Source organism: Streptomyces sp. NPDC057438 (genome assembly GCF_042802995.1).
GTDB lineage: Bacteria > Actinomycetota > Actinomycetes > Streptomycetales > Streptomycetaceae > Streptomyces.
In genome coordinates this window covers 29,913-44,363 of record NZ_JBHVDD010000039.1, presented here as the reverse complement: position 1 = coordinate 44,363, position 14,451 = coordinate 29,913, and the positions used below count along the sequence as shown (strand labels likewise).

The 14,451-nt window shown below is 72.1% G+C and carries 13 protein-coding genes; 5 read left to right on the top strand and 8 right to left on the bottom strand.

Annotation, left to right across the window (positions count from 1 at the left end; all coding sequences use genetic code 11):
- Positions 1 to 68: 68 nt before the first annotated feature.
- Together ACFU5F_RS21965 and ACFU5F_RS21960 are read right to left on the bottom strand one after the other, a co-directional pair.
- Positions 69 to 905 carry a hypothetical protein gene (locus tag ACFU5F_RS21965; RefSeq protein ID WP_383889768.1) on the bottom strand — a complete coding sequence of 279 codons (837 nt, stop codon included), beginning with the start codon at positions 903 to 905 and terminating at the stop codon, positions 69 to 71.
- A 199-nt stretch (positions 906 to 1,104) separates the two neighbouring features.
- Positions 1,105 to 1,641, bottom strand: coding sequence for an HNH endonuclease (locus ACFU5F_RS21960; RefSeq protein WP_013003534.1), 537 nt, complete (start codon positions 1,639 to 1,641; stop codon positions 1,105 to 1,107).
- Between the two features lie 315 nt (positions 1,642 to 1,956).
- Here ACFU5F_RS21960 and ACFU5F_RS21955 point away from each other — a divergent pair, with 315 nt between their 5' ends.
- Complete coding sequence (locus tag ACFU5F_RS21955) at positions 1,957 to 3,060, top strand: mechanosensitive ion channel family protein (protein WP_383889765.1); 1,104 nt, start codon at positions 1,957 to 1,959, stop codon at positions 3,058 to 3,060.
- 65 nt (positions 3,061 to 3,125) lie between these two features.
- Here ACFU5F_RS21955 and ACFU5F_RS21950 read toward each other — a convergent pair whose 3' ends face one another.
- The 3 genes from ACFU5F_RS21950 to ACFU5F_RS21940 are packed head-to-tail and all read right to left on the bottom strand — an operon-like array spanning position 3,126 to position 5,739.
- Positions 3,126 to 4,487 (bottom strand): ABC transporter permease, encoded by a 1,362-nt coding sequence (locus ACFU5F_RS21950; protein WP_383889762.1) that lies wholly within the window; start codon positions 4,485 to 4,487, stop codon positions 3,126 to 3,128.
- A complete protein-coding gene (locus ACFU5F_RS21945; protein WP_383889759.1) occupies positions 4,484 to 5,209 on the bottom strand; it encodes an ABC transporter ATP-binding protein in 726 nt (241 codons plus the stop codon). The genes ACFU5F_RS21950 and ACFU5F_RS21945 overlap by 4 nt, the downstream gene beginning before the upstream one ends.
- Complete coding sequence (locus ACFU5F_RS21940; protein ID WP_383889755.1) at positions 5,206 to 5,739, bottom strand: PadR family transcriptional regulator; 534 nt, start codon at positions 5,737 to 5,739, stop codon at positions 5,206 to 5,208. Before ACFU5F_RS21940 ends, ACFU5F_RS21945 begins: the two co-directional genes overlap by 4 nt.
- 161 nt (positions 5,740 to 5,900) lie before the next feature.
- On the opposite strand from ACFU5F_RS21940, the gene ACFU5F_RS21935 reads away from it, so the two are divergent.
- The 3 genes from ACFU5F_RS21935 (at position 5,901) to ACFU5F_RS21925 (ending at position 8,767) form a co-directional block, all read left to right on the top strand.
- Positions 5,901 to 6,137, top strand: coding sequence for a hypothetical protein (locus tag ACFU5F_RS21935; RefSeq protein ID WP_383889752.1), 237 nt, complete (start codon positions 5,901 to 5,903; stop codon positions 6,135 to 6,137).
- Between the two features lie 30 nt (positions 6,138 to 6,167).
- Positions 6,168 to 8,240: a 4-alpha-glucanotransferase gene (malQ, locus tag ACFU5F_RS21930; RefSeq protein WP_383889749.1), complete on the top strand. Its 2,073-nt coding sequence runs from the start codon at positions 6,168 to 6,170 to the stop codon at positions 8,238 to 8,240.
- A gap of 269 nt (positions 8,241 to 8,509) precedes the next feature.
- A complete protein-coding gene (locus ACFU5F_RS21925; protein WP_383889746.1) occupies positions 8,510 to 8,767 on the top strand; it encodes a hypothetical protein in 258 nt (85 codons plus the stop codon).
- Positions 8,768 to 8,847: 80 nt separating this feature from the next.
- On the opposite strand, the gene ACFU5F_RS21920 is transcribed toward ACFU5F_RS21925, so the two are convergent.
- Positions 8,848 to 9,366, bottom strand: a complete 519-nt coding sequence (locus ACFU5F_RS21920) for a MarR family winged helix-turn-helix transcriptional regulator (RefSeq protein ID WP_383889743.1) — start codon at positions 9,364 to 9,366, stop codon at positions 8,848 to 8,850.
- Between the two features lie 139 nt (positions 9,367 to 9,505).
- Between ACFU5F_RS21920 and ACFU5F_RS21915 the strand changes: the two genes are divergently transcribed.
- Entirely contained in the window at positions 9,506 to 10,519 is a 1,014-nt protein-coding gene (locus ACFU5F_RS21915; protein ID WP_383889740.1) for an EamA family transporter, read from the top strand.
- 61 nt (positions 10,520 to 10,580) lie between these two features.
- Here ACFU5F_RS21915 and pepN read toward each other — a convergent pair whose 3' ends face one another.
- Positions 10,581 to 13,163, bottom strand: a complete 2,583-nt coding sequence (pepN, locus tag ACFU5F_RS21910; RefSeq protein ID WP_383889737.1) for an aminopeptidase N — start codon at positions 13,161 to 13,163, stop codon at positions 10,581 to 10,583.
- Between the two features lie 183 nt (positions 13,164 to 13,346).
- Entirely contained in the window at positions 13,347 to 14,363 is a 1,017-nt protein-coding gene (locus tag ACFU5F_RS21905) for an aspartate-semialdehyde dehydrogenase (protein WP_383889734.1), read from the bottom strand.
- Positions 14,364 to 14,451: the final 88 nt, after the last annotated feature.

Sequence of the window (14,451 nt, the reverse complement as noted above, 5' to 3'; positions counted from 1 at the left end):
CCCCGGGCGGCGACGGAGCCGTCACCCGGGGGCGGTGTCCGAGCCCGCGCGGACGGCGCGGGCTCACCTCACCTCACGTCGACGAAGTCCCCCGCGGACTTCACGGCCGACGTGGTGGACGTGCCCGCGAACACGTAGCGGTACGTGCCGTCCTGGGACGCTTTCACCGTGGTGGACAGCGCGCCGGCCGTGCCGGAGGTCACCGTCTTCACGTCCGTGTAGGCGGTCGCGCCCCGGGCCTTGAACTGGAGGGTCACCTTCTGGCCCTTGTAGCCCGCGTAACGGCGCGCGTCCCAGTCGGCGCGGGTGAGCGTGCCCTTGACGGTCAGGGTCCTGCCCTTGACGACCGGCTCCGGGGTGGCGTTGACGGTGGCCTTGGCGAGCCGCTGGATCTTGGCGGTGCCGAGGTTGCCCCAGATGTCGCTTCCGACGTGGAAGCTGATGTGGTCGTCGGAGTCGTCCTCGTCGATGGCCTCCTCGCTGTAGACGGCGGCCGCCTTCCAGGTGGTGGCGTCCGCGCCTTCGAAGAGGTCGTTCCGGGGGTCGATGGCGAGACTCGTCGCGCAGGACTCGGTCACCGTGGTGTCGGTCGTCGCGGTCGGGGTGCAGACGGGCTTCTTGGGGGAGCCCTCGATGGCGTTGCCGGGCTCCGCGAGCGTGCCCCGGTAGAGGGCGATGCCCAGGAAGTTGTTCTTGTAGTCGACCTTGAAAGAGGTCGGTCGGGTGAGGGTGTACGTGACCGGCACGGTCACCTCGGCCTTGGTGCCGACAACGATCGGCTTGCCGTGGTTGACCGTGACGCCCCCGAAGGTCAGGTCCGGCGAGTCGGCCAGCGCGCTGGGCGCGGCCAGGCCGGTGAGAGCCAGGGCGCCGGACACGGCGACGCCTATGGCGAGCTTGCGCATGAGTCCCCACATTCGAAGCGGGCCCCTGGGCGTTGCGCTCCAGAACAAGGGCCGCCTGTGGAGGTGACACTAGGCGATCACATGTGCGAGGGGATAGTGGGGTCCCTGTGAAGACGTTAACGAAACCCCAGGTCAACCGGATGTGGGCGTTCCGGGTGCCCCGCGTCAAGGGACACCCGGCCATCAAAAACCCGGACCGTCAGGCGGAGATGCCGTCGATCCGGGCCATCGCGTCGTCCGCGCCGAACGGCTGCAGGTAGGGCAGCCAGCGCGGGTCCCTATGCCCGGTGCCGATGATGCGCCAGGCCAGCCCGGACGGCGGGGCGGGTGCGTGGCGGAGCCGCCAGCCGATCTCGACGAGATGGCGGTCGGCCTTGACGTGGTTGCAGCGGCGGCACGACGCGACGACGTTGTCCCAGACGTGCTTGCCCCCGCGACTGCGCGGGATGACGTGGTCGACGCTGGTTGCGACGCCACCGCAGTACATGCACCGGCCCCCGTCACGGGCGAACAGCGCCCGACGGGTCAGAGGAACGGGCCCCCGATAGGGAACCCGGACGAACCGCTTGAGCCGGACCACGCTGGGTGCGGGGACTGTGACGGTCGCGCTGTGCAGATAGGCGCCGGATTCTTCCAGGGAGACCGCCTTGTTCTCCAGGACGAGGACGAGCGCGCGGCGGAGCGGTACGACACCGAGCGGCTCGTACGACGCGTTGAGGACCAGGACGTGCGGCACGGATGCCTCCTTGTACGCCGGCGGCGCGTGGCTCGCGCCGTGGACGATCCGTAGTCAGTCTCCCCTCATGCCTGGTGGAAGCGCCACCATGTCCCGGTAACGGGCTGGGAGTGTTTTCGACCACACCTTGATTCATCCCCCGCCGCGTGCCCCCTTCACTCCCTGGTGAGCGCCTTGTCTCCCTCGAACATGGCGACGACCTCCACACAATGCCCCGTTAGTGTGGTGGGCCTGCCCGTCCGGTGACCCATCCGTGACCCGACGGATCTTGACCGCCGTACCGGAGGGCAGATAGCGCACCTGGAGGTACCCGCCGTGTCGTCCGTTTCTTCCCTGTCCCTCCTGCTGGCCGCCGCCGCGCCGTCGCCGTCCCCCTCGGAGACGTCGACGACCCCCGCGGTGCCGTCGCTGGAGGACGCCCAGGAGAGCGCGACCAACGCCGCCAGCTGGGTGGAGGAGAACTGGTCCACGTGGCTGGCGATCGGTCTCCGCGTCCTGCTGATCGTGGTGATCGCGGCGGTGCTGAGAGTGATGGTCCGGCGGGCGATCACCAAGCTCATAGACCGGATGAACCGCTCCGTGCCGGGCGGCGAGGGCGGCACCCTCGGCGGTCTGCTGGTCAACGTGGAGCGCCGCCGCCAGCGCTCCCAGGCCATCGGCTCCGTCCTGCGCTCGGTGGCGTCCTTCCTGATCCTCGGCACGGCCGCGCTGATGGTCCTCGCCACCTTCGAGATCAACCTCGCCCCGCTGCTGGCCTCCGCCGGTGTCGCGGGCGTCGCCATCGGCTTCGGCGCCCGGAACCTGGTCACGGACTTCCTCTCCGGCGTCTTCATGATCCTGGAGGACCAGTACGGCGTCGGTGACACCGTGGACGCGGGCGTCGCCTCCGGCGAGGTCATCGAGGTCGGCCTGCGCGTCACCAAGCTGCGCGGCGACAACGGGGAGATCTGGTACGTCCGCAACGGCGAGGTCAAGCGCATCGGCAACCTCTCCCAGGGGTGGGCCACGGCCGGCGTCGACGTCACCGTCCGTTACGACGAGGACCTCGACAAGGTCCGCCGCACCCTGACGGAGGTCGGCGAGGCGATGAGCAAGGAGGACCCCTGGAACGAGTTGCTCTGGGGTCCCATCGAGGTCCTCGGCCTCGACGACGTGCTCCTGGACTCGATGGTCGTCCGCGTCTCCGCCAAGACCATGCCCGGCAAGGCCCTCACCGTCGAACGCGAACTGCGCTGGCGCATCAAGAAGGCCTTCGACGCCGCCGACATCCCCATCGTCGGCGGAGGCCCGGCCCTGGCGGCCGACAACCCGGACGCCGACCCGACGGCCGGCGTGGCGGCCCCGTCCGTGTACTCCAGCACGACATCGCCCCAGTCGGAGCGGGCCACCCCGATCGCGCCTGCGGGGGTGCCGAAGTAGCGCACGCACCTCGCGGCGGCCCAGGAGCACCCCCGTGTCCCCCGGGCCGCCGCGTCTTCGGGCCCCTACGCGAACCGCAGCTCCGCGGGGCGGACCGTGCGGCGCAGCAGGGGCAGCGACGCGGCCGCCGCCAGCAGACAGACGCCGTACACGGCCACGGGCACCAGCAGCGCCCCGAACGGCATGACCGAGAAGTCGCTCATGCCCAGTGCGTACCCGAAGGCGATCACCGTGCCCCCGGCCCCGGCCACCAGCACCGAGGGCGCCAGAGGCAGGGCGGTCTCCAGGAGCAGTGCCCGGCCCAGCGTCTCGTACGGCACCCCGGCGGCGACCTGCGCGGCCAGCCCCTGACGGCGGGTGGCGAGCGACTCGGCGGTGCCCACGGCCAGTCCGAACAGCGTGACGGCGAAGCCGACGACGATGGCGGCGGCGGTGAAGTTCAGGCCGGTGTTGTAGAAGTCCGCCCGCTCGAGCAGGTAGTCGTGCTTGTGGATGTCCGCGAGCATCCCCTGCCGTACGCCGACGTACCCGCTGCCGACCACGGTCCCCATGACGACGGCCGCGTGGATGCGGGCCGAGGCCCAGGGGTCGTCACGCAGCCGCTCGGCGGCGATCAGCACCGCCGGATTCCCGGTGCGCCTGGCGAGCATCCGGCCGGTGAGCTTGGAGACGGTGCCGGAGAGCAGCACCGCGCCCGCGCCCACCGCGAGCAGCGCGCCGCAGAGGAGCAGCGGAGTCCGGCCGGACTTGTAGTCGGGCATGCCCCGGTTGGTGTTGGCGACGGCGACCAGCGCCGCGAGCACCAGCAGTGCCACCGCCCCCACGAACACCCACCCGGGCCCCCGGCCCGTGCCCGGCGCGACCCGGCGCACCCAGCCCAGCGGAGAGGCCACCACCCGGCGCAGGGCCAGCACGCTCACGCCCGCGCCCAGCACCGGCACGCCCAGTGCCATCAGCGCGATCACGATCCAGGCCACCATGCGGGGGCTCTGCCACTCGCTGAGCAGGAACACCACGAAGGCGACCGTCGTGACCAGTGAACCGGCCAGGCAGGCCAACCCTGTCTCCAGCGCCGCGATCCGGCGCACCTGTCCCGCCGACGCGCCCGCCAGCCGCAGTCCGGCCAGCCGCCGGTCCCGGTGGACGGCGCCCACCCGGGTGCACTGGCCCAGGAACCCGAGCACCGGGACCAGCAGGAGCAGCAGGATGGCGATCACCCCGGAGCGCTGACCGGGGTTGTCCAGCAGACCGTTGGCCATGTCCACCCGGTACTGGCCCTCCAGCGAGGCCAGCACGCCCGCCGCCAGTCCGAACGCCGTCGCCAGCGCGGCCCCCAGGCCCGTCAGAGACACCCGCCACCACTCGCGCCGGTCCGAGCCCTGCGTCAGCAGCAGGGCGAGGCGCGCATCGTTCGCCAGGGCGCTCACCGGGACACATCCAGGGAAGCGTCGGCCTCGGAGAGAACGACGCCGTCCCTGAGCGTGGCCTCGCGGTCCGCGTACGCCGCGGTCTGGGCGTCGTGCGTGATCAGTAGCACGGCCGTACCGGACTCCCGGGCCGCGTGCGTCAGCGCCGCCATCACCTGCTCGCTCGCCAGTGAGTCCAGTGCCCCGGTCGGCTCGTCCGCGAACACCACCTTCGGACCGGTCACCAGGGCCCGCGCGAGCGACACCCGCTGTGCCTGACCGCCGCTCATCTCACCGGGCCGCTGCTCCTCCTGCCCGCGCACGCCGAACCGCTCCAGCCACTCACCGGCCCGCTGCCGCGCCTCCTGGCGAGCTGTGCCGGCCAGCATGAGCGGCAGCGCGACGTTGTCGACGGCCGTCAGTTCCGGTATCAGCTGCCCGAACTGGAAGACGACCCCGAAGTCCGTCCGGCGCAGTTCGCTCAGCTCCTTCTCCGGGAGCCGGTCGAGCCGCTTGGCGGCGTACGCCACCGAGCCCTCGTCCGGCCGGACGATGCCCGCGAGGCAGTGCAGCAACGTGGACTTGCCGCTGCCGCTTGCCCCGGTGACGGCGAGGATCTCTCCCTCGCGCAGCTCCACCGAGGCGCCGCGCAGCGCCTCGGTCCGGCCGTGCCGCTTGACGAGGCCGCGGGCCGCGAGCAGGGGACCGGGGCCCGGGTTCCCGTGGGGGTTCTGTTCGTTCATGCTGCGTCGACCTCCGCGGTCAGGGTGGTCAGCCGGGCCGCGGTGGTGTTCATCCAGCGGAGATCGGCGTCGAGATGGTTGAGGGCGTAGTCCGCCGCGAGCACCGTCGAGAGCGCGGCTCCCGGCGCGCTCTTCACGGCGGTCAGTTCCCGCATCCTCGTCATGTGCGCGGTGCGCTGCGCCCGTAGGTAGGCGGCGGGATCACCGTCGGCGAGGATCGAGACGACGAGCTTGGCGAAGATCTCGTTCGTCACGAACGGCGCGGGCGCGGTGATCTCCCCGGCCCACCGGGCCAGTTCGCTCGCCCCATGGTCCGTCGAGCGGTACATCGTCCGCTCCGGACCGCTGTCCGCCTCGGTGCCGTCGACCTCGGCGAGTCCGTCGCGGACCAGCCGCTGCAGGGTCGTGTAGACCTGGCCGTAGGCCAGCGGGCGGGCCTGCGGGAAGCGTTCGTCGTGCCGTCGCTTGAGGTCGTAGCCATGGCTCGGCCCCCCGGCGAGCAGGCCCAACAGGATGTGGCGGGTGCTCATGGTGATCAGTATGCACTGAGTATATGTATCGAGTGAATAGCGGGAGGGGAGTGACCCGCACCACGATGTTCCTCCACCCACGTCTGCGGCGGCGTCCGCTGGGTAGGGCTGGAGTACCCCGGACCCGCACCCCACCGTCGTACAACGACAAGGAGACCCCCGTGGCCGCACCGGCTCACCCTCCGGCCCCCGTCCGTTCCAAACGCACGCCGGAGCCCTTCCAGCTCCTCGAACCCCATGTCTGCGTGTTCAGCGCCGAGGGCCCCTGCGCCGACGTCCCGCTCACCAGTGAGCCCCCGCTCCCGGACGCGGAACCCCTCACCAGCGAGCCGCCTCTCACCGACGCGGCCCCCCTCACCAGTGAACCCACCTCCCACGGCGCCGCATCGGGGGTCTAGATGCACGAAGACCCAGGGGGTCCGAGCCCGATGGCCGAGACCCCGCTGGCCCGGCTCGCCGCCCTGTACGGCGTCGCCACCTCCTACAGCCCCTCCCCGGACCGTACGGTCGCGGCCTCGCACGGCGCGGTCGTGGCCGCTCTCGCCGCGCTGGACGTCGACGCGAGCACCCCCGAGTCCGTGACCGCCGCCCTCGCGGACCGTGAACGGCGACTGGGTGAAAGGCTGTTGCCGCCGACCGTCGTCCGCTGGGCCGACGGGGAACCCCCCGCCGCGCTGACCGCCCTCCCGGCCGGCACCCGGCTGAGCGTCGAGACCGAGGGGGGCGAACTCCGCTCCGGCGTCGAGGAACTGCCCCCGGGCGTCCACACCCTGCGCGCCACCGCCCCGGACGGACGCACCGCCGACGCCCACCTGGTGGTGGCCCCGGCCCGGCTGCCCGCCCCGCCCGGCCGCACGTACGGCCTCCTCGTCCAGCTGTACTCCCTCCTCTCCCGCCGCAGCTGGGGCATGGGCGACCTCGGCGACCTCGCCGAACTCGCCTCCTGGGCCGGCCGCGCCCTCGGCGCCGGATTCGTCCAGGTCAACCCGCTGCACGCGGCCGTCCCCGGCCCGCCCACCGACCCCTCCCCGTACCGCCCCTCCTCGCGCCGCTTCCCCGACCCGGTCCACCTGCGGGTGGAGGACGTACCGGAGTACCCGTACGCCCAAGCCCCGCCCGAGGAGCGCGACCGTGTCGGCGCGCTGCTGGAACAGGCCACACGGCTGCGGGAATCGGTCCTGGACAAGGGTGAGCTGATCGACCGGGACGCGGTGTGGGCCCTCAAGCGCGCGGCCCTGGAACGGGTGTGCGACGTGCCGCTCGGCCCCGGGCGGCGGGCCGCCTACTGGGACTTCCTCGCCGAGGAGGGTGAGGCACTGGAGGACCACGCCACCTGGTGCGCGTTGGCCGAGGTCCACGGCTCCGAGTGGCAGCGCTGGCCGGCCGGTCTGCGCGACCCGCGCTCCGCCGAGACCGCCCGCGCCCGCGGGGAGCTGATGGACCGCGTCGACTTCCACACCCGCCTGGCCTGGCTGACCGACGCACAGCTCGGCACCGCGCAGCGCTCCGCGCGCGACGCCGGTATGCCGATCGGGCTGGTCCACGACCTGGCCGTCGGCGTGCACCCCGGCGGCGCCGACGCCTGGGCCCAGCAGGAGTACTTCGCGTCCGGCATGTCCGTCGGCGCGCCCCCCGACGCCTTCAACTCCCGCGGCCAGGACTGGGGCCTGCCGCCCTGGCGCCCGGACCGCCTCGCCGAGTCCGGCTACGCCCCCTACCGCCACCTCCTGCGCGCCCTCCTCCGCCACGCGGGCGCCCTGCGCATCGACCACGTCATGGGCCTGTTCCGCCTCTGGTGGGTACCGCAGGGCCAGGCCCCGACCGAGGGCACCTACGTCCGCTACGACGCCGACGCCATGCTCGCGATCCTGGTCCTGGAGGCGTCGCGGGCCGGCGCCCTGGTGATCGGCGAGGATCTCGGCACGGTCGAGCCGGGTGTGCGCGAGGCGCTCGACGCCCGGGGTGTCCTCGGCACGTCCGTCCTGTGGTTCGAGCGTGACTGGGAGGGCACGGGGCGGCCCCTCCCGCCCGAGGCCTGGCGGGCGAACTGTCTCGCCACCGCCACCACGCACGATCTTCCGCCCACCGCGTCCCGGCTGACCGGCGACCATGTCGAGCTGCGCCACGACCTGGGCCTGCTCACCCGGTCCCTGGACGTGGAGCGGGCCGAGGCCGCCGCCGACGCGGGCGAATGGCTGGCCCTCCTCGCGGGGCTGGGCCTGCTGGACGGCGCCGGCGGGGGCATCTCCACCACGTCCGAGGAGGAGCGGATCCAGGCCGTCCACCGCTTCCTGCTGCGCACCCCCGCGCGCATGGTCGGCCTCTGGCTCCCCGACGCGCTCGGCGACCGCCGTCCGCAGAACCTGCCCGGCACGTGGGACCAGTATCCGAACTGGCGGCTGCCGATCGCCGATGCGGGGGGCCGTCCGGCGACGCTGGAGGATCTGGCGGCGTCGCCTCGGCTGTACGCGCTGGTCGATGTGTTGCGGGGGGTCTCGTAGCGGTGCGTTCCTGGGGGTGCGGGGGCGCTTGAGGGGAGGTGGGGGTGCGGTGCGTGGGTGGCTGCGGGCCCGGTGGGGCTTCCCGCGCAGTTCCCCGCGCCCCTAAGAGCCCAGGCCCTACGGGCGTGGAAACCAACGGCCCCGCGCGACCAGCCACCACTCACCCGCACGCGCCCACGCACCGCACCCCTCACCCCCTGGGCGCCCCCCGACCCCCAAAGTCGCCCCCCGCCCGAGCGAACCCCAGGCACGTTCGTTACCTTTAGCCCGTGGACAAGAAGAACGCCCTGCGCGCCGGCGCCCTGGCTGCCGGTACGACGCTGATGATGCTGCTCATGTCGTCCCCCGCCCTCGCGCTGACGCCCGACGACGGCGACGACCCGGGTCCGGGCCTCAGCGTGATCGAGACGCTCGGCCTCTTCGTCGTGGCGCCGATCGCCCTGTTCCTGGTGATCGCCGGCCTCGTGTGGGTCCTGGACGGTTCCACGGACCGTCAGCCGAAGGCCCAGGTCAAGGCGAAGGCCTAGGCCTCAGCGAGACGTTCCGTCGAGGGCACCCCCGGCTCACGCGCACATCCGTGCGCCGGGGGTGCCCTCGACGCGTTCGCTCATGAGCCCGTGCCCAGTACCAGCAGTCTCAACAGGTCGGCCAGTCGGCCGGCCTGTTCGTCGTCCAGGGCGGAGAGCGCCTCGGTCTGGACGGCCACGCCCGCCACGACCGCCTCGTCGATCAGGCGCAGCCCCTCGTCGGTGAGGGTGACCTGTAGGGCCCGGCGGTCGTGCGGGTCGGGGGAGCGGCGGAGCAGGTTCGCGCGTTCGAGCTTGTCGAGCCGGCCGGTCATCCCGCCGGTGGTGAGCATGAGGGTGGCGGAGAGCTGGCGGGGCGAGAGCGTGTACGGCTCACCGGACCGCCGCAGGGTCGCGAGCACGTCGAACTCGCCGCGGGAGATACCGAACCGCGCATAGGTCCTCTCCATCCGGTCTCCCAGCGTGCGCGAGAGCCGGTAGACCCGGCCGAACACCTCCATCGCGGTGGTGTCCAGGTCGGGCCGTGCGGCCGCCCACTGGTCGATGATCGTGTCGACGGGGTCGCGGAGGGGCCTGTCGGGCTCGGGGCGCGCGTTCATGGGGTGAGTATCGGATGCCGATGGGTCGGCCGCAAGAAAGTAGCTTGACGGAAAGTGGCTTAGTGCTAAGCTAATGACAAGCAAGCTAGCCCCTAGGCTTGCCGACCGAGCAGGCCCTCCCGCCGCGAAGGACGCTTCCATGACCGCGCACACCGCGCTCACCACGCAGCCCGCGAGTCGTCTCCCCCTCATCGCCCTGACCGCGCTCGCCCCCCTCTCCTGGGGCACCACCTACGCCGTGACGACGGAGTTCCTGCCGGCCGACCGCCCCCTGTTCACCGGCCTGGTGCGGGCGCTCCCGGCGGGCCTGCTGCTCCTGGCGATCTCGCGCACGCTGCCGCGCGGGGTCTGGTGGGGGAAGGCCGCGGTGCTGGGCGCGCTCAACATCGGCGCCTTCTTCCCGCTGCTCTTCCTCTCCGCGTACCGGCTGCCGGGCGGAATGGCGGCGGTGGTCGGCTCGGTCGGGCCACTGTTCGTCGCGGGCCTGGCGGCCCTGCTGCTGGGGGACCGGCCGACCGTCCGCACGCTGCTCACCGGCGTCGCCGCGGCCCTCGGCGTCAGTCTGGTCGTGCTGAAGGCGGCGGGCGCGCTGGACCCGGTCGGACTGCTCGCGGCACTCGCCTCCACCGCCTCCATGTCCACCGGAACGGTCCTGACCAAGCGATGGGGGCGCCCGGCCGGCGTCAGCCCCCTCGCCCTCACCGGCTGGCAGCTGACCGCGGGCGGCCTCCTGATCGCCCCGCTCGCCCTGCTCGTCGAGGGCGCGCCCCCGGCCCTGGACGGCCCGGCGATCGGCGGCTACCTCTACCTCATGCTGGGCAACACCGCCGTCTCCTACTGGCTCTGGTTCCGGGGCATCGGCCGTCTGAGCGCCACCCAGGTGACCTTCCTCGGCCCCCTGTCCCCCCTCACCGCGGCCGTGGTCGGCTGGGCGGCCCTCGGCCAGTCCCTCGGCGTGCTCCAGCTCCTCGGCATGGCCATCGCCTTCGGCGCGACGATCGTCGGCCAGCTCCAGCCCCGCACACCGGCACGGGCCGACGGCATACGGGTCGACGGGGCGCGGGCCGACGAGACACGGGCCGACGGGACACGGGAAGCGCCGCGGCCCGCCGACGAGCCGAAAGCCCTGCTTGTCGGCCGATCCGGCCGCTGAACACGACGGGGGCGCCCGGTGAGGTTCACCGGGCGCCCCCTTCTCGTACCGTCCGTTACCGCTACGCCGTGGCGGCCGCCGCGTCCGCGGCCTGGGCCCGCAGGGCGCGCTCCACGCCCGAGCGGGACTCCGAGATCAGGCGGCGCAGGGCCGCGCTGGGCTCGGCCGCGGCCAGCCAGGCGTCCGTCCTGTGCAGGGTGTCGGCCGAGACCTGGACGGACGGGTAGAGCCCGATCGCGATCTGCTGGGCGATCTCGTGCGAGCGGGACTCCCAGATCTCCTTCACCACCTCGAAGTACGGCTCGGTGTACGCGGCGAGGAGATCGCGCTGGTCGGTCTGGACGAAGCCGCCGATGACCGCTTCCTGGAGCGCGTTGGGGAGCTTGTCCGACTCGACGACCTGCGCCCACGCCTCGGCCTTGGCCTCGGCGGTCGGACGGGAGGCGCGGGCGGTGGCGGCGTGGCGCTCACCGGCGGCGGTCCTGTCGCGCTCGTACTCGCCGGCGATCTCCGCCTCGTCGTAGCGGCCCACCGTCGCGAGCCGCTGGACGAGGGACCAGCGCAGCTCTGTGTCGACGGCGAGGCCCTCGATCGTCTGCGTGCCCTCCAGCAGTGCCTCCAGGAGGTCCAGCTGCTCGGGCGTGCGGGCGGTCGCGGCGAACGCGCGGGCCCAGGCCAGCTGGTGGTCGGAGCCGGGGGCCGCGGCACGCAGATGCGCGAGCGTGGCGTCCGTCCAGCGGGTCAGCAGCGCCTCGCGGGCCGTCGGGTCGGCGTACAGCTCGATCGCCAGCTTCACCTGGCGGTGCAGCGACTGGACGACACCGATGTCGGACTCCTTGCCGATGCCCGACAGGACCAGCGACAGGTAGTCGCGGGTCGCGAGTTCCGCGTCACGCGTCATGTCCCAGGCCGAGGCCCAGCACAGCGCGCGGGGGAGGGAGGCCTCGAAGTCGCCGAGGTGCTCGGTGACGAACGCGAGCGACCGCTCGTCGAGGCGGACCTTCGCGTACGACAGGTCGTCGTCGTTGAGGAGGACCACGGCAGGGCGGCGCCGTCCCACCAGCTCGGGCACGGCGGTCAGTTCGCCGTCGACGTCCAGTTCGATCCGCTCGTCGCGGATCAGCTTGCCGCTGTCGTCGTCCCGTTCGTACAGGCCGACCGCGATGCGGTGCGGGCGGAGCGTCGGGTCGCCCTTCGCACCCGCGGGCAGCGCCGGGGCCTCCTGGCGGATCGCGAACGCGGTGATGACCCCGTGCTCGTCCGTCTCGATCTCGGGACGCAGGATGTTGATGCCCGCCGTCTCCAGCCACGCCTTCGACCAGGACTTCAGATCGCGGCCGGATGTCTTCTCCAGGGAGCCCAGCAGGTCGGACAGGCGCGTGTTGCCGTACGCGTGCGCCTTGAAGTACGCCTGTACGCCCCGGAAGAACTCGTCCTGCCCGACGTACGCGACCAGCTGCTTCAGGACGGAGGCGCCCTTGGCGTAGGTGATGCCGTCGAAGTTGACGAGGACGTCGTCCAGGTCGTTGATCTCCGCCATGATCGGGTGCGTGGACGGCAGCTGGTCCTGCCGGTACGCCCAGGTCTTCATGGAGTTGGCGAACGTGGTCCAGGAGTGCGGCCACCGCGAGCCGGGCGCGTCCGCCTGGCAGGCGATCGACGTGTAGGTGGCGAACGACTCGTTCAGCCACAGGTCGTTCCACCACTCCATCGTCACCAGGTCGCCGAACCACATGTGGGCCAGCTCGTGGAGGATGGTCTCGGCGCGGACCTCGTACGCCGCGTCCGTCACCTTCGAGCGGAAGACGTACTGGTCGCGGATGGTCACCGCGCCCGCGTTCTCCATCGCGCCCGCGTTGAACTCCGGGACGAACAGCTGGTCGTACTTCTTGAACGGGTACGCGTAGTCGAACTTCTCCTGGAACCAGTCGAAGCCCTGCCGGGTGACCTCGAAGATCGCGTCGGAGTCCAGGTGTTCGGCGAGGGACGGCCGGCAGTAGATGCCGAGCGGCACGCTCTGCCCGTCCTTCTCGTACACGCTGTGCACCGAGTGGTACGGGCCGAGGATGAGCGCCGTGATGTACGTGGAGATCCGGGGCGTCGGCTCGAAGACCCAGACGTCGTCCTCGGGCTGCGGCGTCGGCGAGTTGGAGATGACGGTCCAGCCCGTCGGGGCCTTCACGGTGAACTGGAACGTGGCCTTCAGGTCCGGCTGTTCGAAGCTCGCGAAGACACGGCGGGCGTCGGGAACCTCGAACTGCGTGTACAGGTACGCCTGGTCGTCGACCGGGTCGACGAACCGGTGCAGGCCCTCGCCCGTGTTGGTGTACGCCGCGTCGGCCACGACCCGCAGGATGTTGCGGCCCTCCAGCAGGCCCGGGAGCGCGATCCGGGAGTCCGCGAAGACCTCCGCCGGGTCCAGCGCGTCGCCGTTGAGAGTCACCTCGTGGACGGCCGGGGCCACCAGGTCGATGAAGGACGTCGCGCCGCTCTCCGTGACGTCGAAGCGCACCGTGGTCACGGACCGGTAGGTCCCTCCCTCGCTCTGCGCGCCGGAGAGGTCGAGATCGATCTCGTACGAGTCGACGGTGAGCAGCGCCGCCCGCTGCTGAGCCTCGTCGCGGGTCAGGTTTGTGCCAGGCACGCGGTCATCTCCTCGGTATGTGTGGGTTGCGCCATCCTTCCATGGGGAGGGTGGTGCGCGGGCAGGTGGCATTCAGGGAGGCCGCCGGTGGGCATGCCCCGCGCGTCCGCCGGCTCTCCGCGCACACGAAGAGGCGCCCCCCGGCAGCATCCGGTGGGCGCCCCTGTGTCGCGTACCGCCCCGCTACTCGCTCAGCTCCGCCGCCACCAGCTCCGCGATCTGGACCGCGTTCAGCGCCGCGCCCTTGCGGAGGTTGTCGTTGGAGACGAACAGGGCCAGGCCGTGGTCGACCGTCTCGTCGGCGCGGATGCGGCCCACGAAGGACGGGTCCTGGCCGGCCGCCTGGAGGGGGGTCGGGATCTCGGAGAGGGCGACGCCCGGGGCGCCGGCCAGCAGCTCCGTCGCGCGCTCCACCGAGATCGGGCGCGCGAAGCGGGCGTTGACCTGGAGGGAGTGGCCGGAGAAGACCGGGACGCGGACGCAGGTGCCGGAGACCTTGAGGCCGGGGATCTCCAGGATCTTGCGGGACTCGTGGCGGAGCTTCTGCTCCTCGTCCGTCTCGTGCAGTCCGTCGTCGACGATCGAACCGGCGAGCGGCAGGACGTTGAAGGCGATGGGGCGCTTGTAGACGCCCGGCTCGGGGAAGTCGACGGCCGAGCCGTCGTGCGTGAGCTTCTCGGCGTCCGCCACGACCTTCTGGACCTGCCCGTGCAGCTCGGCGACGCCCGCGACGCCGGAGCCGGACACCGCCTGGTAGGTGGCGACGACCAGCGCTTCCAGACCCGCCTCGTCGTGCAGCGGACGCAGGACCGGCATCGCGGCCATCGTCGTGCAGTTCGGGTTGGCGATGATCCCCTTGGGGCGGTCGGCGATCGCGTGCGGGTTCACCTCGGAGACCACCAGCGGTACCTCGGGGTCGCGGCGCCACGCGGAGGAGTTGTCGATGACGACCGCGCCCTGCGAGGCCACCTTCTCGGCCAGCGCCTTCGAGGTCGCGCCGCCCGCGGAGAACAGGACGATGTCGAGGCCGGAGTAGTCGGCCGTCGCCGCGTCCTCGACCGTCACTCCGTCGATGACCGACCCGGCCGAGCGGGCGGACGCGAACAGCCGCAGCTCGGTGGTCGGGAAGTCGCGGTCCTTGAGGATCCTGCGCATGACCGTGCCGACCTGACCGGTGGCTCCGACGATTCCGACCCTCACGGCGACTCCTTCTACGTGACTTGTCCGTGTCTGCGGCATGGCCGAGACGTTTCCATCATGCGGTCAGGCCGGGCCCGCCTGTCCAATC

Coding starts and splice junctions, on each gene's coding strand:
- ACFU5F_RS21915 (WP_383889740.1), top strand. CDS start 9,506: ATGACCGCGCACACCGCGCTCACCACGCAGCCCGCGAGTCGTCTCCCC.
- ACFU5F_RS21940 (WP_383889755.1), bottom strand. CDS start 5,739: ATGAGCACCCGCCACATCCTGTTGGGCCTGCTCGCCGGGGGGCCGAGC.
- ACFU5F_RS21920 (WP_383889743.1), bottom strand. CDS start 9,366: ATGAACGCGCGCCCCGAGCCCGACAGGCCCCTCCGCGACCCCGTCGAC.
- ACFU5F_RS21945 (WP_383889759.1), bottom strand. CDS start 5,209: ATGAACGAACAGAACCCCCACGGGAACCCGGGCCCCGGTCCCCTGCTC.
- malQ (WP_383889749.1), top strand. CDS start 6,168: ATGGCCGAGACCCCGCTGGCCCGGCTCGCCGCCCTGTACGGCGTCGCC.
- ACFU5F_RS21965 (WP_383889768.1), bottom strand. CDS start 905: ATGCGCAAGCTCGCCATAGGCGTCGCCGTGTCCGGCGCCCTGGCTCTC.